At 41.8% G+C, this 22,262-nt stretch carries 12 protein-coding genes; 11 read left to right on the top strand and 1 reads right to left on the bottom strand.

Annotated features, from left to right (window positions below):
* Positions 1–6 precede the first annotated feature (6 nt).
* Positions 7–2,958, bottom strand: a complete 2,952-nt coding sequence (locus tag VK179_03425) for a SusC/RagA family TonB-linked outer membrane protein (GenBank protein HLO57764.1) — start codon at positions 2,956–2,958, stop codon at positions 7–9.
* A gap of 242 nt (positions 2,959–3,200) precedes the next feature.
* Here VK179_03425 and VK179_03430 point away from each other — a divergent pair, with 242 nt between their 5' ends.
* From VK179_03430 to VK179_03480, 11 genes are all read left to right on the top strand, one after another.
* Positions 3,201–4,220: a LacI family DNA-binding transcriptional regulator gene (locus VK179_03430; GenBank protein ID HLO57765.1), complete on the top strand. Its 1,020-nt coding sequence runs from the start codon at positions 3,201–3,203 to the stop codon at positions 4,218–4,220.
* An 84-nt stretch (positions 4,221–4,304) separates the two neighbouring features.
* Positions 4,305–4,883, top strand: a complete 579-nt coding sequence (locus VK179_03435) for a hypothetical protein (protein HLO57766.1) — start codon at positions 4,305–4,307, stop codon at positions 4,881–4,883.
* A 353-nt stretch (positions 4,884–5,236) separates the two neighbouring features.
* Positions 5,237–6,727: an MFS transporter gene (locus VK179_03440; protein HLO57767.1), complete on the top strand. Its 1,491-nt coding sequence runs from the start codon at positions 5,237–5,239 to the stop codon at positions 6,725–6,727.
* Complete coding sequence (gene pgmB, locus VK179_03445) at positions 6,714–7,376, top strand: beta-phosphoglucomutase (GenBank protein ID HLO57768.1); 663 nt, start codon at positions 6,714–6,716, stop codon at positions 7,374–7,376. Before VK179_03440 ends, pgmB begins: the two co-directional genes overlap by 14 nt.
* A 92-nt stretch (positions 7,377–7,468) precedes the next feature.
* The gene (locus VK179_03450; protein HLO57769.1) at positions 7,469–9,748 is read left to right on the top strand and encodes a family 65 glycosyl hydrolase domain-containing protein; all 2,280 of its coding nucleotides are present in this window, start codon (positions 7,469–7,471) and stop codon (positions 9,746–9,748) included.
* Between the two features lie 14 nt (positions 9,749–9,762).
* Positions 9,763–11,592, top strand: coding sequence for a glycoside hydrolase family 13 protein (locus tag VK179_03455; protein ID HLO57770.1), 1,830 nt, complete (start codon positions 9,763–9,765; stop codon positions 11,590–11,592).
* 143 nt (positions 11,593–11,735) lie between these two features.
* Positions 11,736–12,275 carry an RNA polymerase sigma-70 factor gene (locus tag VK179_03460; GenBank protein HLO57771.1) on the top strand — a complete coding sequence of 180 codons (540 nt, stop codon included), beginning with the start codon at positions 11,736–11,738 and terminating at the stop codon, positions 12,273–12,275.
* Positions 12,276–12,365: 90 nt separating this feature from the next.
* Positions 12,366–13,478 (top strand): FecR domain-containing protein, encoded by a 1,113-nt coding sequence (locus VK179_03465; protein ID HLO57772.1) that lies wholly within the window; start codon positions 12,366–12,368, stop codon positions 13,476–13,478.
* 226 nt (positions 13,479–13,704) lie between these two features.
* The gene (locus tag VK179_03470; protein ID HLO57773.1) at positions 13,705–17,022 is read left to right on the top strand and encodes a TonB-dependent receptor; all 3,318 of its coding nucleotides are present in this window, start codon (positions 13,705–13,707) and stop codon (positions 17,020–17,022) included.
* Positions 17,023–17,033: 11 nt separating this feature from the next.
* Complete coding sequence (locus tag VK179_03475) at positions 17,034–18,965, top strand: RagB/SusD family nutrient uptake outer membrane protein (protein HLO57774.1); 1,932 nt, start codon at positions 17,034–17,036, stop codon at positions 18,963–18,965.
* A gap of 105 nt (positions 18,966–19,070) precedes the next feature.
* Positions 19,071–22,259, top strand: coding sequence for a glycoside hydrolase family 2 TIM barrel-domain containing protein (locus tag VK179_03480; GenBank protein ID HLO57775.1), 3,189 nt, complete (start codon positions 19,071–19,073; stop codon positions 22,257–22,259).
* The last annotated feature ends 3 nt before the right edge of the window (positions 22,260–22,262 follow it).

The raw sequence follows: 22,262 nt of genomic DNA on the forward strand, positions 1-22,262 counted from the left end.
GTTGATTTAGAAAGTTGCTGTTAAGCCTACAGTTAAGGTTCTGGTTTTGGGATAGACATTGTACTGATCGATACCGAAAGCCAGTCCTTCATAGCTGGTTTCAGGATCCACTCCGGAATATCCTGTGATGATGAACAGGTTATTGGAGGAAACGCTGAGTTTTATATTTTTAACTGCACCTGATTTGGGAGTCAGATTGTAGCTTAAAGAAACATAGTCCAGGCGAACAAATGAGCCATCCTCAACATAGATATCGGCAATTGCAGGTCCCTGGGTTCTGCCCTGCTTTTTCCAGTCAAGTGCTTCAGGAGTAGCATTCAGACTTGGTAATAAGCCAGGATAATCAAAAAACATACGGGTTGCATTGTATACATCATTGCCAATGATGGAGCGGAATGAAAAATCCAGATCAAAATTTTTCAGGAAGGTAATCGTATTCGACCAGCCAATTTCAATATCCGGAGCAGGACTTCCTGCAAGATACCTCCTGGCACTTGTAAGTTCACGGGTAACGCCTCCTGATGTGGATTCATAAAGGAAATAACCGTCGGATGATAATCCCATATATTTGGGAAGATAGAATGATCCCAGCTCTTCTCCTTCAATATTTCCCGTAACGTAGTTAAGATCGCCTATAAGTCCCCTTCCTGACAGGTATCCGTTTTTCCTTTCATTTGTAACAATAAAGCCGCCAAGATCCGTATTGATAGTTTTAAAGTGACTTACGTTGATTGAAGTTTTCCATTTGAAATTACCTCGGTCAACCGCAAAAGCCTGTAAAAATACTTCAATACCCCGGTTTCTCATACTTCCTGAATTCGCCCAGGTGGTAGGTGCCAGATTCGGAGGTACCGGAACTGGATAAGCATCGAGGAGATCATCAGTTGTTTTGCTGTAAACCTCTAAGGTACCGCTGATACGATTTCTAAGTGCGGCGAAGTCAAGACCGATATTAATTTCTGAAGTTCTTTCCCATTTCAGGTCAGGATTAGCATTCCAGGCTGGCCCGAAAGTTGTGACCATCTGTCCTGTTTCAGGATCAATAGCTGTGCCGGTAGGTTCAAAGACCACCTGACTGTGATAATCGCCGATTTTTTGATTTCCTGATACACCATAGCTGGCTCTTAATTTTAACTGGTTAATTACTGTAAAGTTTTGCATAAAGCCTTCCCTATCAATATTCCAGCCAGCAGAAACTGTTGGAAACCAGCCCCATTTATTATTTACCCCAAACCTTGATGAACCGTCTCGGCGTAAAGATCCGGCCAGGTAATACTTATTGTTGTAGTTGTATTGAAGCCTGCCAAAAAAGCCGATCAATGTGGATTCACCAGCCCAGGAATCTATACTCGCGCTTGTTATATCAATAAATGAACTCAGGTTGTTATATCGTATGAAGTCAGACTGAGGGTTTTCAGCCTGGGCATAAAATCCGTTATAGTTTGTCTGCTGCCAAGAATATCCCCCCATCAGGTTAAAGTTATGTGATCCGATGGACTTTGTATAAGTACCGGTTATTTCCATAAGCTTTTGTTGCTCTTTGTCGAAAGATTTCCTGCCAAATCCATTGTCGGCTGTGGCATAAATTTTTCCTTTTGGCCTGAAGTATGAGCTTTCTCTGTCATCAAGGGTATAACCAAAGTTAATTGACCCAATAAGATCCTTGAAAATCTGCATATCTGCTTTAAAAGTGCCAAAGAAACTTTTTGCTGTACGGATATTATCAACTCCGTTAATCACAGCAAGAGGATTTTCATAATTGAAAGCCCGGATAGTTTTATAGTAGTTGCCTGTGGTATCTCTTACGGGATCAGTCGGATTATGAGAAATGGCCTGGTAAATGATATCATCCTTATTGAAACCGCCGTAATTTTCATAGTCATTATCCTCAAAAGATCCTGAAATACTGCCTGATAAGGTAAGCCGGTTATCAAGAGCCATATGGGTCAGGTTTACCTTGCCGATTGTACGTTTCTTTTCAGTTCCTTTCATAACACCCTGCCAATCGGAATGGGTAATAGAAGCAAAATAGTTAGAATTTTCAGTTCCCCCCGAGTAGCTCAGGTTGTAGTTCTGGGTAAGGCCTGTGCGGTAAATCTCGTCCTGCCAGTCGGTATTGGCACCGCCATCAGAAAAGTCAAGATTATATTCATCAACGTATTTTCTAATATCCGAAGCACTCAGCAGATCCAGTTTTTTGGCAACCCTGTCTGCGGATACCTTAATATTAAGCTGTAATGTACCTTTTCCTGCACTTCCTTTTTTGGTTGTGATGATAATAACCCCATTTGAACCCTGTGACCCGTAAATAGCAGCTGATGCTGCATCCTTGAGCACCGAATAACTCTCGATGTCTTCAGGAGCAATTGTGGTTGGGTCGGCATTCGGTACGCCGTCAATTACATACAGAGGCTGGGTATCTGAGGAAAATCCGGCAGCGCCCCTGATACGAATAGTGAAGCCCGAGTTCGGGTCACCACCTTTCTTGGAAACAAGTACGCCTGCAATTTTGCCTTGTATTCCTTGAACAGGATCCGTTAATACACCCTGGCCCAGTTCATCTGCGGCAATATGGGATACTGCACCGGTCTTGTCAACTTTCTTTTGAGTGCCATAACCGATAACAATAATTTCTTCAAGTGACGTGACGTCACTGCTTAATCTGACATCAATAACACTTTTCTGACCCACCTGAATCTTTTGCGGGTTATAACCTATGAATGAAAAAATGAGAACAGTTTCAGGACCTTTCACTGTAAGCTCATAGTATCCGTTGACATCCGTGGTGGTTCCCTGAGTTGTACCTTCAATTTGAATATTAACTCCCGGAAGAGGTTCATTATTGGCAGCATCCAGAACTTTGCCCGATACCTTACCGTTTTGCGCAAAAGTCAAAACAGGAAGCATAAGAAGGACAAACAGCAATGCTTTCGAAAAAATAAAAGCTCGTAGCTTCATTCCTGTGATTTTTAGTTAATGTATTAGTTTGCGTTATTGTCGGCAGCAGCCGTATTTTCCCGAAGATCAGCAAGCCAAATCTTTATTAATCTGATTTTTATTGCTTCATCAAATGTCGCGGATATGTTCGGTTAACCAAAAGAAAACAAGTTCAATTTGCGGTAAAATCTGCGCAAACGTTTCCGCAAACGTTTGCTTATGGTTTTTTTTATGACTATAATTACAAATACTTTCAAGATTCAATGAAAACTCATCAGGTAACCATAAAAGATGTTGCCAGGGAATTAGGGGTTTCGGTTTCTACTGTTTCCCGTGCATTAAAAGATCATCCGGATATCAGTGCAAGCACGAGAAAGCTGGTGCATGAGACTGTGGAGCGGATGAAATATAAGCCCAATGCCATAGCATTAAGTTTGAGAAGTCAGCGTAGTAACATTATCGGGGTTATTATACCTGAGATTGTACATCATTTCTTTTCTTCAGTTATTTCAGGAATTGATGAAGCGGCTGTTGCAGAAGGATATAACGTAATGTTTTTTCAATCCAATGAAAGTTATGACCGTGAGGTACGAATTATTCAGTCTATTTTAAGCAGCAGGGCCGACGGTGTTTTGATCTCTGTGGCTAAGGGAACCAAAAAATTCGGTCATATCAGGCAGATCATTGAAAATAACATTCCACTTGTATTTTTCGACAGGGCTTGTGATGAAATTGAGACCGACAGGGTTATCGTAGATGATTTCGAAGGGGCATATAATGCAGTGGATTACCTGGTTAAAACCGGATGTAAAAGAATTGCCCACTTTGCCGGACCTCAGCATTTGCAAATTAGTTATTTAAGGAAAAGAGGATACATAACGGCTTTGGAAAAGAATGGATTGAAAGTGGATGATGATATGATCGTAATTTGTGATGAATATGAAGATGCATTTGCTGTTACAAGACAGATCATGAGCAAGCCGGTTCCCCCTGATGCTATATTCACAGTGAATGATATGACGGCCGTTGGTACCCTTAATGCGCTTAAGACTTTGGGATTCAAAGTTCCGGAAGATGTTTCTATAGTCGGATTCACTGACGGTTTGGTTTCATCAGTTACTGATCCATTGCTCACCACCGTAAGCCAGCATGGTTTTGAAATCGGAAAGAAAGCATCCGAAATCCTCATAAAAAGGATAAACGAACAGATAAATTCGGCAAAACCGTTAACTGAAGTAGTTAAGACAGAGCTGGTTATAAGGGATTCAACAAAAAAGATTTAAAAGATTTATTGCAGGATTTTTTGTGGTTGGGGATTTTAAGTACCAATTGAGAAGAGTCAGTTATAAACCCTATAAATCTAAGTTATGGCAACAAAAGTTCTTCTCGAACCCGATAAGTATTACCATGTATTTAATCATACAATTGGTGATGAAAAATTGTTCAGGAGTGACAATGATTATTCAGAATTCATTGTCAGGTATATTCAGCATGTCATACCCGTAGCAGAAACTATTGCATATTGTCTTATGTCAAATCACTTTCATTTTTGTATTAAGATAAAAGGTATTGATGAACTTTTTAAGAAATCGACCCGCGTAAAATTGGAACTTGTCGAATCCATAATTTATAGAAGTCTTTCCCATTTTTTGAACGGTTATGTCCAGAAGTACAATCATCGGTATTCAAGAATGGGAAGCCTATTCGTTGGCAATTTCAAACGTAAGCCAATGAATACCGACGACGATTTGAGACGGCTTATTTGTTACATCCACAACAATCCTGTTGAAGCTAAGTTAGTTCCCTCTCCTGACAAATGGTTGTATTCATCCTATTTGGATTATTTCACTGAAAATTCCGCCCCCAAAATTCCCCTGGATGTACCCGAAATAATTCGTGTTTTCAACGACCTTGAGAATTTCAAAATCCTCCACACCCACCCTTGAAGGGTACCCGTCCATCTCAGAGAACATACCTGGTATGAATTTCAGAAGAAATCGGGACTCTTGAAGGGTGTTACCTCATCACCGAGATCATACCTGATAGGAGTTTAAGAAGAAATAAGGACCCTTCAAGAGTGTTCTTAGGTAAAGCGCAAACGTTTGAAATCTGATGGTTCAGATACTTTTTAATATTTTTGTAAAAATTTATCTATCAATTAGTTGCAAATGAAAATTTGTGTATTAAATTTGTATTGATATTTCCCGAATATCAAACAATCTTTATTAATCTCTGATTCTGTTGCATTACAGGCAGGGATTTTTATTTTAAGTACCTTCCTGTAAATAAAACTTACATCATGAAAAAACCAAAATTAAGTTTCTGGCAAATCTGGAATATGAGTTTCGGATTTTTCGGCATTCAATTCGGCTTCGGATTGCAAAACGCAAATGTCAGCCGCATCTTCGGATCTCTTGGTGCAGAACCCGACAGACTGGCTATCTTCTGGCTGGCAGCCCCTGTTACCGGACTTATCATGCAACCGATAATCGGTTACCTGAGCGATCATACCTGGAACCGCCTCGGACGACGCCGTCCCTATTTTCTTACCGGCGCCATCCTGGCTTCTCTGGCGCTGTTGATCATGCCGAATTCACCCGCATTGTGGTTTGCCGCAGGAATGCTCTGGATCATGGATGCATCCATTAATATATCAATGGAACCTTTCAGAGCTTTTGTCGGCGATATGCTTCCTGATGAACAGCGTACAATTGGATTCACAATGCAAAGCTTTTTCATTGGAATCGGTGCCTTCATAGCTTCATGGCTACCGTACGTTTTTGATAACTGGTTTCACATCCAAAACACATCGGAAACGGGACTTCCACCAACTGTAATCTATTCCTTTTACCTGGGTGGCATTGTATTTCTTGCCGCAGTTTTATGGACAGTTTTTACAACCAGGGAATACTCCCCTGAAGAATTGAAGAATTATGAAACTGAAACGGATATAGCCCGAAAAGAGCTCACTGAAACAGAACCGGTTATTAAATATTTGCGAAGGGGCATTATCTGGTCGGTAGTAGGTCTTTTACTGGCTTATCCCATTCAATATTTTAAACTTGAAAAAGAATTATACATACTTGCCGGCGGATTCCTGGTCTTTGGTTTGCTCCAGTTAATAACTGCCATGCTGATCAGAAAAGGAAGAAATCAATCAGGGCTTGTAAGTGTCATTACTGATCTTTACAGGATGCCAAAAACCATGACTCAACTTGCCATCGTGCAGTTTTTTACCTGGTTTGCCCTTTTTTCAATGTGGATTTATACCACACCGGCCATAACAAGCCACCTTTATCATACAACCGATACAACCTCGGAAATCTATAATAAAGGAGCAAACTGGGTCGGCGGAATGTTCGGCTGGTATAACCTTTTTGCTGCAATCCTTGGAATATTCCTGCTGCCACGACTTGCCAAATTAACCAGTCGCAAAACCACTCATATGATTGCCCTCTTTATGGGCGGAATTGGCCTGCTTTCACTTTATGTGATCACTGACCCTCAACAGATGGTGTATTCCATGATTGGTGTCGGTTTAGCCTGGGCCAGTATCCTGGCTATGCCTTATGCCATCCTTACGGGCGCCCTGCCTCAAAGCAAAATGGGAGTGTATATGGGCATATTTAATTTTTTTATTGTCATTCCGCAGATTTTAGCCGGAACCTTACTAGGATTCATGCTCAGGTACCTTTTTCATGGCGAGAGTATTTACGTGCTTATTACAGGAGGCTTCTCGATGATACTTGCAGGTTTGCTTGTCACTTTTGTCAAAGATGAAAAAAAATAAGATGGATATAAAAGCCTGTTTATTTGATCTTGATGGGGTACTCGTTGATACTGCCCGTTTTCATTACCTGGCATGGAAGAAACTTGCCGATAAGCTGGGTTTTGAGTTCACAGAACACGACAACGAACGATTAAAAGGAATCAGCCGGATGGATTCACTTGAAATACTTCTTGAGATCGGGAACATAAAATTATCAAATGAACAGAAGGCTTTCTATGCAAAGGAAAAGAATGAAGTATACCTGCAATACATAGAGCAGATGACACCGCAGGATGTGCTGACGGGTGTCAGGGATTTTCTTGAAGAAATAAAGAATCAGAAAATAAAAACCGGATTGGGATCTGCCAGCAAAAATGCGCAGCTTATTCTTAATAAAACAGACATTACCCGGTATTTTGATGTCATTGTCGATGGCAACCTGGTTAACAGGGCAAAACCGGATCCGGAGGTTTTTACACTGGGCGCCAGCATGCTGGATGTACCAAATGAACAATGCATTGTGTTTGAAGATGCTGTGGCAGGTATCAAAGCAGCACAAAATGCAGGAATGAAAAGCGTGGGGATAGGGTCGGCAGATCTATTGAAAAACGCAGATCTTGTTTTTCCCGGCTTCGAAGGTTTGCACTTGAAGGATTTAAATTTTCAATAGGGAATTGTCATGCTGAGCGTTCATACTGAGCAAAGCCGATTTATCGGGACAAGTTCCGCAAAGGTGACTGAGAAAACGATTGTGGAGGTCTTATGAAGAATTATTATAGAATTGATGAGTGGAGCATCATTGAAGAGGGCCTTGATCCTCTCCGCCAGGAAGATTCCGAGAGCATATTCAGTCTCGGAAACGGGCACATGGGACAAAGAGCCAATTTTGAAGAGAAATATTCAGGAAAAAGTTTACAAGGCACATACATTGCAGGGGTATATTATCCCGATAAAACCCGTGTAGGATGGTGGAAAAACGGCTATCCGGAGTATTTCGCCAAGGTGGCCAACGCACCTAACTGGATAGGTATCTCGGTTTTAGCAGATGATGAGGAACTGGACCTGAATCTGTGCCGTATTTCAGACTTTCGCAGGGAATTAAATATGAAACATGGCTACCTTGATCGATCCTTTAAGGCTGAACTGAAATCAGGCAAGAAACTTGAAGTTCATGCCCGGAGATTCCTGAGTATGCATGATGATGAAATAGGCTCTATCCGTTACAAAGTCAAGGCTTTGAATTTTACTGGAGAAATTACCCTTGTACCTTATCTTGATGGCAACATCATGAACCGTGATGCCAATTATGATGAGAAATTCTGGGATGTGTTTGATTCTGGTATCCATAACGGCCATGCCTTCCTCAGAGCAAGAACCCGGAAATCCGGATTTGAAGTATGCTATTCCATGCTTGCTAACCTCTTGATTAATGGTACCCGGGTTGAATCTGCTCCAGAGTCAATTGACAAACCCGGTTTTGTGGGATTCCGGTATAAAGCAACACTCGCTGCCGGAGGTGAATTGACACTGTTTAAATATGTTTCAGTGCTCGATTCACTGAACTATGAGCCTGGTAATATCGCAACCATGAGCCATCTGTCGGTTGACAAAGCAGTAAATAAGGGTTTTGATTTGCTCATGAACGAGCATATTTTGCTATGGGAAGAACACTGGATGCGAAGCGACATTATAATAGAAGGTGATCCCGCAGCCCAGCAAGCCATTCGGTTTACCATCTTCCATCTAAACCAGACATATACAGGCAAAGATGAAAAACTGAACATCGGCCCAAAAGGATTTACCGGCGAAAAATATGGCGGAAGTACTTACTGGGATACCGAAGCATTCCTAATTCCCTTTTATCTCAGTACCGAACCTCCGGATGTAGTCAGAAACTTATTGAAATACAGGTATAAACACCTGCAGAAAGCCATTGATAATGCCGCGAAGTTGGGATTCAGCCATGGAGCCGCACTATATCCCATGGTTACAATGAACGGAGAGGAATGTCATAATGAATGGGAAATAACTTTTGAAGAAATTCACAGGAATGGAGCCATTGCTTATGCTATTTACAATTACATTAACTACACGGGCGACAGAAAATATCTAGCCGAATATGGGCTTGAAGTACTAATTGCACTTTCAAGATTCTGGAAACAACGGGTCAACAAATCAGGTACCAGAGGAAAATACGTAATACTGGGTGTTACCGGACCGAACGAATATGAGAATAACGTGAATAACAACTGGTATACCAATAAAATGGCTGCCTGGACATTGAAATACACTATTGAATCGCTTGATTTTGTAAAAAACGAGTATCCTGACCGGTATAATGCCATCATCGATAAAACAAACCTGGTTCCGGATTCAGAAATTCCTGTCTGGCAGGATGTCATTCAGAATATGTTTTACCCGGTTCTCCAGGAAGAAGGCATTATTCTTCAGCAGGAGGGATACATGGATAAGGAACAACTTGTGGTTTCTGACCTGTTACCATCAGAACGGCCGATAAACCAGCACTGGTCGTGGGACCGGATCCTGAGGTCTGTATTTATCAAGCAAGCCGACGTACTTCAGGGAATGTTCTGTTTTGAGGATGAATTCACCACTGATGAGATCCGCAGGAATTATCTGTTTTATGAATCACGTACGGTTCATGAGTCATCGCTTTCTCCCTGTATTCATTCCATACTTGCCAACAGGATAGGTGATGTGGAAAGGGCATACGAATTATACCTGAGGACATCGCGCCTTGACCTCGACGACTATAATCGTGAGGTATGCGAAGGCCTGCACATAACAAGCATGGGAGGAACATGGATGTCAATAGTACTCGGATTCGGAGGAATGCGGGTGAGAGATGGTATACTATGCTTCACTCCTAACCTTCCGAAACAATGGAAAAAACTATCATTCAATATAAATTTCAGGGGCAGAATTCTGCATATATCCATCTCTGACAATGAAACCAGGGTGAGTTTGCTTAAAGGCGAACCCCTTAGGGTAAATCTTAACGGAAAAATGATTAACTGTTAACGAATCTGGTACAAATGAAAACAATCAGTGTTAAAATTGCCGTCCTTCTGGTACTTGGATTAATGACATTCGCTGCGTCAGCACAATATGAGTTAAGCCATGTTGAGCCCCCTTTGTGGTGGACCGGTATGAGGAATCCTGAGCTGATGCTTACCATACACGGCAAAAACATTTCTGATCTCACTCCCCGGATCCAATACAAGGGAATCAGCATTAAAACGGTAACCCGTTCAGAAAACCGGAACTTCCTGTTCCTGACCTTACATATTGACACAGTTGCACCGGCAGGAACAGTGAATATCACTTTTGTCAATGGTAAAAAAACAGTAATTACTTATCCTTATGAATTGAGAGGAAGAAAATCACAGGAAGGCCGTTCCGGTTATAGTTCCGCCGATGTTATTTATCTTCTTATGCCCGACAGGTTTGCCAATGGTGATACGACGAATGATTCGGTTGATAACCTTCATGAAAAACTGAACCGGAAAGATCTGATGGGCAGGCATGGCGGTGATATCAAGGGGATCATTGATCATCTTGATTACCTGCAGAACCTGGGCATAACGGCATTATGGACTACTCCCCTGCTAGAGGACAATCAGCCTGAAGTATCCTATCATACATATGCCATCACCGATTACTATAAAGTTGATGGCAGGTACGGCACTAACGGCGATTACGTTAAACTCGCCGATGAATGCCATAAGAGGGGAATCAAACTGATCATGGATATGGTTCCCAATCATTGTGGCAGCGCTCACTGGTGGATGAAGGATAAACCCATGAGTGACTGGTTCCATGAATTTCCTGAATTCACACGGTCAAATTACACGATTGCTACGTGGAATGATCCGCATGCTTCGCAATTTGATAAAATGATCAATGAAAAAGGGTGGTTTGATACAAGCATGCCCGATCTGAACCAGACTAATCCCTTCGTTCTCACGTATTTTAAGCAGTTTGCCATTTTCTGGATTGAGTATGCCGGTCTGGATGGATTGCGCGTAGATACGTATCCCTACAATGACAAATATAAAATTGCCGATTGGACCCAGGCGATAAGGTATGAATACCCCTGGATAAACATTGTGGGAGAGTGCTGGCAGCACAGGCCTGAAGAAATTGCTTACTGGCAAACGGGTTCAGCCACATTCGATGGCTACGATTCACAATTACCAACCGTTATGGATTTCCCTCTCCAGGATGCATTCATGTCCTGGAACCTTGGATCGCAGCGATTTTATGAAGTATATGTTTTGGATTACGTGTATGCCAATCCGAAAAACATTCTTGTTTTCCTGGATAATCATGACACCCAACGATTTTCACAACAGATAGGTTTTGATATAAACAAATACAAATTGTCGGTTGCCCATTTGCTAACCACGCGGGGAATTCCCCAGATATACTATGGCACTGAAATTTTGATGGGCGGAGAAAAGAGCAAGGGTGATGGTGATATCCGGCATGATTTTCCGGGCGGCTGGCCTGGCGATGAAAGAAACGCCTTTACTGAAAAAGGCCGGACACCCCAGGAGAGTGAAGCGTTCAACTTTACCAGGGCCCTTTTGAATTACCGGAAATTAAATCCTGTTTTATCGGAAGGTAAAATGATTCATTTTCTTCCCCGTGACAACGTCTATGTATATTTCCGCATGTATGCAGGGAAAACAGTAATGGTGGCGCTGAACTTTTCAAACAGTGAAAAGAAAACTGAGGTTTCCCGTTTCGATGAATGCCTGAAAGGCTCAAGGAAAGCAAAAGAGATCTTCACGGGTAAACCGGTTGATCTTAACCAGCTGAGTATTCCGGCCAATGAGCCCCTGATCCTTGAAATTCAATAATTTAAACCATTCCAGTTGTATTCTTTTTGATAAAATCCCAACAATTTTATTCTTTTTAATGAAAGAATGCTAAATTTGAGTAATGACCCTAACTATCCTGAAATACCATTTTTCAGATAGAATTGTTGCTCAAATTCGTCCAGATGCCTGAGATAGATCGATTTTTATGGTCCCGGGTGAAATCGGGGGATAAAGAAGCATTCGGAATTCTTTTTGAAAAATATTATGCTTTGCTTTGCCTGATTTCCAAAAGATATACCTGCAATATGGTCACATCAAAGGAAATCATCCAGGCTCTTTTTGTGAATTTGTGGGACAGAAAGAAGGAACTCGACATTTCAGGATCAGTAAAACATTACCTGTATCAGTGTGCGCGGTATAACAGCATTCGGTATCTGCAAAAAGAAAGGAAATCTATCCGGTTTGACTTCATGTCTGAAAATGCCGAACTCGACGCGGAATTCCACGATCATATTGAATATGCGGAATTACAGGAGAAAATTGTAAGGACAATTGATGCACTGCCAGAGCAGTGTCAAAAGGTATTTAAAATGAGTCGTTTCGAGCAGCTCAAACAGAGTGAGATAGCCGACAGGTTGGGAATAAGCATAAAAACGGTAGAAACCCACATTTCGAAAGCCCTTAGGCTGTTAGAGGAAAAACTCCAGGAGGATCTTATTTAATTCCTGAATTATTTTTGAAAAAAGTCATTACCAGCTAAGGGTAAAGTCGGGTTTTTTGTTCATAACGGCAGAACCCAGCATTAAATAAACATGATTTTTTTCAAAGGCCGGATTTCAGTTGAATCTCTTGTTCAGTACCTGAATGGCACAGTGGATGAATCACTGATAACTGAAATCGAAAAATGGATTAAAACCAGTCGTGAAAATTATGCCTTTTTCAACCGTCTGAAAGATATCTGGAAAAACCAGGAAGATCTTTCCTCATTGCTTGCCGACAACAGGTTGAGTGACTGGAAGAAAGTGGCAATTGCCTGTAAGGATGAAATACCTGCCCGGCATACTTCAAAAAATATGTTTGTTTCTCCATGGTGGCGGAGAATTGCAGCCGCCATACTGCTACTGGTGTTTTCCATGCTTGGTTATTTTGCCGGGATGGTGAAGCAATCAAACCCGGCCAGGCTGGCTACTTCAGGAATGCATGAAATTACCGTTCCTGAGGGAGTTAAATCGAAATTGAAATTATCTGACGGCACAATCTTATGGATCAATGCAGGCACCACAATCCGGTTCCCGAATTCTTTTATAGGAACTACACGGGATGTATGGCTGGATGGTGAAGCGTATTTTGAAGTCTCAAAGGATAAAGCACATCCTTTTTATGTGCATACAAGTGATGTGGATGTAAAAGTATATGGTACAAAGTTCAACCTTAAAGCTTACAATGAGGAGGATGTCTTTGAGGCCACCCTGATAGAAGGTCTTGTCAGCCTTGAAACCCGGAACATGCTGAATAAAGTTAAAGAAGAAGTATTTCTTGAACCTAATCACAAAGCTGTTTATCTGAAAAAGAACCCTAAAACGATAGCAACAGAGATCGTAAAAACGATTTCACAACCAATTAAACCAAGACAGATCCTCATCTCTAATCCGATAGCTGTAGAACCGGTTATTGCCTGGCGTGACGGCAGGCTCGAATTAAACGACGAAAAACTTGAGAATATCGCCGTCAAACTTGAAAGGCGTTATGGAGTGGTAATAAAGATGCAGGACGAAGATATGAAGGACTTGCGTTACACGGGGATTCTTAATAACATTTCAATTGAACAGGCATTGAAAGCCATCCAGTTGACGACCGATTTTGATTATGAGATCCATGATAACATAGTGATCATAAAAGACTCAGGAAAAAATAAAAGAAAATAATTAGTATTCACAAATCCCGGATTGCCTATGAAGATATAACCTGACAAGAAAAAAGAAACCGGAAAATGCTGGCACATTCTCCGGTAACAGCCAAGTTAATTCCGCAATGGTGACTGAACATCGGATTGCGGTAGTATTAACCATTAACCGTTTCAATATTATGAAAAAAAACAAACAAAATGATGCTATTTCCCTAAAAACTGGCATTAATAAACTACTATTAATCATGAAGCTAACCTTCTTTATGGTGATGGTAAATATCCTTGCAGCCACGGCAGCCGGATATTCACAAACAGCCAAAGTAAGTCTTGATCTTAAAAATGCCACCCTGAAAGAAGTATTGACTGAAATTGAAGCCCAAACCGACCTTTCATTTATTTACAAATCCGATTTGGTAGATGCCGAGCAGAAAGTTGATATTCAGACCTCGGACGCCTCAATTGAGCAGGTACTGGCATATCTGTTCACCGAACGAAACATAAGGTGTGAGATTCTTGATCAAAGCCTTATTGTTTTGTTGCCCAACACAAATTCCGCGCAGCAGATCAAAGTGACGGGTGTCGTAACCGACGGTACCACAAATGAGCCTTTGCCCGGTGTGAACATTTTAATTGAAGGGACCAGCCAGGGCGTGATAACCAGCGTGGATGGCACTTTCTCCATTGAAGTTCCGGCAAAGACCTCGGTACTTCTTTTCTCTTACATCGGATATCTCTCCGAAAAAATTGAAGTGGCTGAACAAACGGTCATTAATGTAAAACTGATGCCTGATGTAACCAATTTGCAGGAAGTTGTAGTGGTGGGTTACGGAACAACAAGGAAAGCCACTGCCACCGGAGCCGTTACATCAACTAAAGGGTCTGAGATTCAGAAATCACCTTCAACGAACATGACCAATAACCTGATTGGCCGTTTGCCTGGTGTAGTTTCAGTTACCCGAAGCGGTGAACCCGGTCAGGACAATTCAGTCCTGCGTGTCCGGGGTACTAATACAATCGGCAATAATGATCCTTTGATTGTTGTTGACGGAATTTCAGGCCGCAGTATGGCACGTCTTGATCCGAGTGATATTGAATCAATAACCGTTCTTAAAGATGCTTCTGCCGCAATTTACGGGGCTCAGGCAGCGAACGGTGTTATATTGATTACTACAAGGCGGGGTCAAATGGGAAAGCCTAAAATCACAATAACTGTAAATGGTGGATTCAACCGGCCAACCCGTATTCCTGAAATGGCTGATGCTGCTACCTATGCTGAAATGCTTAATGAAATCAAGTATTATGACAAACCTGAAGATGGCAGGTTTCAAAAATATACTCAGGAAGACTTAGACTTATTCAGAAATGGAAAGGATCCCTGGGGACATCCGAATACCGACTGGTTTGGTGAAGTATTTAAAAAGAATTCAAATCAGAATTATGAGAATGCTTCCATATCCGGTGGAAATGAAAACATGAAATACTTCCTGTCGTTGGGTTCCAGGTACCTTGATGGTATTTATAAACACAGTGCCACCAATAACAAACAATATGATTTCCGCACAAACATCGACGGAAAAGTTTCAAAGCATATTGATCTTGGATTTGACGTTTCAGGCAGACAGGAAAATTATAATTATCCCACCCGGTCAGCGGGTGATATTTTCAGAATGCTGCAAAGAGGCAAACCCAATATGGTTGGTTATTGGCCCAGCGGAGAACCGGGACCTGATATTGAATATGGTGATAATCCGGTTGTTACAACTACAAATGCTACTGGGTATGACAAAGATAAATACTATGTTCTTGAAAGCAATCTCAGGACTAATATCACTTTGCCATGGATAAAGGGTTTGACCATCACAGCCAATGCTGCCTTTGACAAAACCATTCGATTCCGGAAACGTTTCCAGACTCCATGGTATTTGTATACCTGGAATGGCAATCCCGATCATATTCTTGAACGAGGTAAGAGAGGTCTGGAAGCTCCTCAATTAACAGAAGAGGTTCGTGATCAATATACGATTACATGGAATGCCTATGCTACCTATGAAACAACCTTTAAGGATATACATACCCTTAAAGCTATGGTTGGGACAGAACGCCAGCAAGGACATGGCGATTATTTGTATGCATTCAGGAAGAATTTTATCTCGGCTGCAATAGATCAAATGTTCGCAGGAAATATTGATAAATATCTTTACAATGATGGTTATGCTGATCAGAATGCCCGTTTAAACTATTTCGGACGTGTGAATTATGATCTGATGCAGAGGTATATGCTTGAATTTGTCTGGAGATATGACGGATCCAATAAATTTGCCAGGGGTAAGCAATTTGGATTTTTCCCTGCATTTTCTTGGGGATGGCGTGTTTCAGAGGAAAGTTTTTGGAAAAACAACATCAGCTTCATCAATAACTTCAAATTACGTGGATCATGGGGTCAAACCGGAAATGACAGAATTAAGGAATACATGTATTTGTCTACTTATATATTAGGTTCCGAGTTTTATGATTTCAATGTAAACGAGCAAAATAAGTTATTATATGAAGAACGTGTTCCGAACCCTGATGTTATGTGGGAAGTGGCCACACAAACCAATATCGGATTTGAATCCCTCTTATTCAATAAACTGAGTTTTGAATTCGATTATTTCAGAAATATCCGGAAAAACATTCTTTGGAAAAGTCAAGCTTCAAACCTGGAAACATCAGGATTTACTCCCCCTGATTTGAATATTGGTAAAGTTTTAAACAGAGGAATTGACTTTATTATTGGATACAGAGATCGTATGGGTAGTTTTGATTATGACATCTCCATTAACGGAGGTTATTCTAAAAATGAAATTCAGTATTGGGATGAAGTCCCAGGAAGACCTGCATACCAGCAATCTACCGGACATCCTATACCTACTGATCCCAATAATTACGACAGTGATCTCTACTACCAGGCAATAGGAATATATGACACAGATGCTGAAGCACAAGCAGATCCGGCTCATTTTCCCAATGCTATGGGTGGCGATATTAAATTCAAGGATGTAAACAAAGACGGTGTGATTGATAAATTGGATATGGTGCGAAGCGATCACAATAATATGCCAAGGTTTATTGGCGGGGCCAGTATTAATTTGAGATACAAGCAGTTTGACGCATCAATTCTCATCCAGGGAGCAGCCGGGGCACAGCTTTATATATCTCCCGAATCAGGTGAAATCGGAAACTACCTGAAGGAATTTGCCGTTAACAGGTGGACTCCTGAAAATACTGGTGCAACCTATCCGCGTGCATGGAATCGTGATGAGGAATACTGGAGAAACCGTTCAAATACATTCTTCCTCAGAAAAACTGATTATATCCGGTTAAAGAATATCGAAATTGCCTATAACATTCCGGTCAAAATCAATCAAAAACTTGGTATTGACGGGCTAAGGATCTATGTAAACGGTATGAATCTCATGACTCTCGATAAACTGAAAGTTTATGATCCCGAGCTTGATAACAGTGCCGGAACGGCTTATCCACTGCAGAAAATCGTTAATGCAGGCGTAACTTTAACCTTCTAAATTTCAGAGATATGAGAAAGATATTATATATTGGAATGTTATTTACAGCAATAGCATTAACCTATACATGCGAAAATCCGCAGGATTTCCTGGACAAAAAGCCCTTGGGAGCTTATTCTGAAGTTGATGTTTGGCAAGATCTTAACCTGATTGAGCCTTTTGTTAATGGCATTTATAAGAATGCTATCGGACGGCCTTTTGCCATTGAGCGACTTTCTGATTTTGTTGATGAATCCCATTTTACTCCGGACTGGGGTGTGACCAACTTCAATAAATCACTCATGACACAAGACAACCTGGAAGGATGGTCAGTAGATTGGGCAACCCCTCAGACCTATCAAACGCTTCGCTGGGGTCCTATCTGGAAAAATGTAAGAGCATCCAATCTTTTCTTTATGAAAATAAATGAAGCTGTTGTTATAGATGAAAAAGACCAGGAATTAAAGGATCGAATGATAGGTGAAGTTTACTTTCTTAGGGGGCTGATTTATCATAAACTGGTTTGTCTTTTCGGTGGTGTACCAATCATCACAAAGGTTTATACACTTAAAGATGACAAACAGGTAGCAAGAAATACCTATGCAGAATGTATTGATTTCATTGTAGGACAGCTTGATTCAGCGGCCATGTATCTTCCTGAAGAATATTCCGGTTCTGATCTTGGACGGGTAACCAAAGGAGCTGCATTGGCTTTGAAATCGAGAGTACTATTATACGCTGCCAGTGATTTACATCATAACATGGCCACCTATGCACCGGGTTATGCACATCCCGAATTACTGGGATATACAACCGGTGATCAGACTGCCCGCTGGCAGGCTGCCCGGGATGCGGCCCAGGATGTAATGGATATGGGTATTTATGATCTGTTTAAAAAGGATCCTGCTTCCTCCGATTCTATTGCACAAAATTTCGTCGATTATTTTACTACCAAAGGATTCACTGAAGAGGATATCTTGTTGCAGTTCTTTTCAACCAAGTCAACAAATGAAGGCTGGGCAAATTATAATCCTGCATTATATTGTGGTCCTAATGGTTATCATAACTGGGGAAACAACTGTCCTTTAGGAGACCTGGTTGATGATTACGAAATGAGGGACGGGTCGAAGTTTGACTGGAGTATTCCGGCTGAGAAGGCACATCCTTATAACAATCGTGATCAAAGGTTCTATGCAACCATATTATATGAGGGTGTTCAGTGGAGAACCCGTCCATCAGACGCTTTGGCTATGGACCCATTCAGTAAAATCCAGGTCGGCGCTGTTTGGGATCTTGCTGGTACCAACAGGCTAAAAGCCGGTTTGGACACCCGCCAGGGACCTATTGAAGACTGGAACGGAGGATATACAGGATATTACGTACGAAAATTTGTTGATCCTACTCTTGATCCGCAGTATGTTGCACAAGAGGTACCTTTCCGCCATATCCGCTATGCAGAAATTCTGTTAAATTATGCTGAAGCCTGCATAGAATTGGAAGACTATACCCCTGCAATAGACGCTATCAACCAGATTCGTCATCGTGCCGGCCAGCCCGATCTTGATGCCGGATTGACAGGTGAGGCACTGATGGAAAAGTATAGGAATGAGCGGAGAATAGAGCTTGCTTATGAAGATCACCGCTTCTGGGATGTAAGAAGATGGTTAATCGGACCCCAGGCCTATCACCAGACTCATGCTGTATCCGTTAAATATTTTACCGAAACAACCAATGATGACAGTGATTGGACCAGATTTTTTATACCTCCCGAAAATTATCAGGGTACCAGAAAGCCTGATTCATACAGACAAGTTGACGGTAAAACATGGGGTACTCCTGTTTATGAAAGTATCACAAGCCCTGCTGGCGACCAGCGTACATGGGACGATAAATGCTATTTCTTCCCGATCATGAGGGATGAAATGGGCAGAAACTCGCTATTGATTCAGAATCCGGGCTATTAATACCTATTAAACCCTCATCTAATTCAGGAAGCAATTCTGGTTTCAGAATTGCTTCCTTATTTATGACAATTTACTAGTTTCGTAGTAAGGAAATAAACTATAAGTATGAAACTCATCATGAAACAGCTGATTGCTTTTGTATGCCTTGTCCTGGTATGCTTTACGGGTAATTCCCAGGTGATAGGACCTGAACTTGAAGATCCTGAAATTACCGGTGTGAATAACCTTCCTCCGCATGTGTGGGCAATCCCGTTTCCCGACATAAAGAGCTTTTCTAACCAGAAACCTCTTGAATCACCCTGGTGTAAAGTGCTCAACGGAAACTGGAAATTCTTCTGGTCGCGGAATCCGCTTGAAAGGCCTGTCGATTTTTATAAACAGGACTATAACGTTTCATCATGGAAGGAAATTCCCGTACCTTCCGACTGGCAGATGTATGGGTATGATTATCCGATCTACACCAACATTCAGTATCCGTTCCATGCTGATCCGCCAATGAACGTAAAAGATCTGAATAAGCCTGAAATGCGCGATCTGCAGGCAAACGAAAATCCCTCCAAAGCTAATCCCCCCTATATTCCCAAGGAATTTAACCCGGTGGGTTCATACAAATATACCTTCACCGTTCCATCCGATTGGAAAGGAAAACGGATTGTGCTTCATTTTGACGGTGTAAATTCCGCTGCATATTATTGGCTCAACGGGGTGAAGCTAGGATACAGCGAAGATGCCAAAACCCCTGTTGAATTTGATATTACCGATAAACTGACCGCCGGCGACAATACCCTGGCGGTTGAAGTTTACCGCTGGAGCGACGGTTCATACCTTGAAGACCAGGACTTTTTCCGTTTAAGCGGAATTGAAAGAGACGTGTTTATTTATGCGACACCAAAGGTGCATATTTATGACTATTTTGTGCAGACTGACCTGGTTAACAATTATACCGATGCCGACCTTTCAGTTGCCGTAGATCTTAATAATTACCTGCCGAACCTGGCAGCAGGCAGTTATACACTCGATATGCGCCTTGATGATAAAAACGGCAAAGAAGTAGTAGCTTCAAGTCAGAAGGTTACTATTAGCGGAAAGGCGTCCACAACGGTTACATTTAAAGAAAACATTAAAAATCCTCTGAAATGGACTGCCGAAACGCCTGACCTGTATCAGCTCACCCTTATTCTGAAAGGCGGTAAAGAAACCGAGGTTATCGGTTCAAAAATCGGGTTCCGTGAAGTTGAAATTCTGAACGGCCGTTTATGCATTAACGGAAAGCCCATTTATCTGAAAGGAGTAAACCGGCACGAACATGATGAAAAAACGGGCCATGTGATTTCTGAAGAAGGAATGCTTAAAGACATTGAATTACTGAGGCAGTTCAATGTAAATGCGGTCCGTACCTGCCATTATCCGAATTCTCCGCGTTGGTATGAACTCTGTGATCAATATGGAATTTACCTGATCGATGAAGCTAATATTGAATCACACGGGATGGGATATGAATCGTCAAAGACCCTCGGAAATAACCCGAAATGGCTGAAAGCCCATATGGACAGAACAATCAGGATGGTAAAACGAGATAAAAACCATGCCTCAATCATCATCTGGTCGCTTGGAAATGAGGCCGGAAATGGCAGTAATTTCTATGCCACATACGACTGGATCAAGCAGTTTGACAAGACCCGGCCGGTGCAGTATGAAAGAGCTGAACTCGACAGGAATACAGACATCTTCTGCCCGATGTATATGAAGGCTTCTGAAATGGAAGCCTATGCAAGAAAGTATACCGACAGACCCCTTATACAGTGTGAATATGCCCATTCAATGGGAAACAGCACCGGAGATTTCCAGGATTATTGGAATGTTATTGAAAAATACCCGATGCTTCAGGGCGGATTTATATGGGACTGGGTTGACCAGGGAATTGCACAGTACGATAAAAATGGTAATAAATACTGGGCATACGGTGGAGATTTCGGACCCAAGAATGTTCCGAGCGACAATAATTTCTGTGATAATGGTGTAATTTCAGCCGACAGGCGGCCGCATCCCGGTCTCTACGAGGTAAAGAAAGTGTATCAGAATATCAAATTCAGGGCAATTGATCTGAATGCAGGTCAGTTTGAAATCCGGAACGGTTATATTTTCACGAATTTGAGCAATTATGATTTCACTTACAGGATTGAAGAAAACGGAGTGCCTGTAAAAAGCGGTGCCATAAACCTGCAATCCGTGTTTCCGGGTGAAAAACAGGTTGTGAACATTCCTTACGACTTTGACTTAAAAAATGGCTGTGAGTACTTCCTTGTGATCCAGGCTGTACAAAAAACAGCGACCAATATGATACCAGCCGGCTATATTGTTGCTTATGAGCAATTCAAACTGCCATTCAATACGGTTACACCTGATATACGCACACCGGAAGGAAATATTGAATTAGCAAGCACAGCAAGCGGAATAACTCTTAAAGGAGCCGGTTTTTCGGTTACTTTTGACAGCCTGGGCTGGCTTTCAGGCTATATACTCAATGGCAAACAACTAATCCAGGCACCTCTGAAACCGAATTTCTGGCGCGCACCCATTGATAACGATTACGGAAATAACATGCCTGTGAGACTGAAAGTATGGAAGACAGCAGCTGAAAAAGTAAAAGTTGTTTATATCCGGTCCTCCATGATTACTCCATCTATTGCAGAAGTGCATGCATTATATGAGTTTCCCTCTGTGAAAGGTACCTGGGAAGCTAAATACAGGATCTTCAGCGACGGAAGAATTGAGGTATCACAATATTTCAACACTCCTGACCGCGGATTGCCGGAGATCCCCAGGATCGGGATGCGGATGAGGCTGAATAGCGATTATCAGAACATGCAATATTTCGGAAGAGGCCCGTGGGAAAATTACACTGACAGGAATACAGCTGCCCTGGTTTCAAAATACAGCGGGAAAGTAAGCGACCAGTTCTTCCTTTATGTTCGTCCGCAGGAAAACAATTATCATACGGATGTAAGATGGTTTTCATTGACCAACGATGCGGGTACCGGCCTTGTCATATCGGGTAAGCCTGTATTCTGCACGTCTGCGCTTAATAATCCGATTGAAGATTATGATGATTTGGATCAGAAAGATCAAAGGCACATTACCGACATTGTTCCCCGCGATTTTATTGAATGGTGCATCGATTACAGGCAGATGGGTGTTGGCGGTGACGACAGCTGGGGTGCAAGGCCTTTACCCAAGTATATGCTTTACCCAGGGGAATACAGTTATGAATTCACTATTTCCCCGGTTCAATAGCCG

It is taken from the genome of Bacteroidales bacterium (genome assembly GCA_035299085.1).
In the GTDB taxonomy this organism is placed as follows: Bacteria; Bacteroidota; Bacteroidia; order Bacteroidales; family UBA10428; genus UBA5072.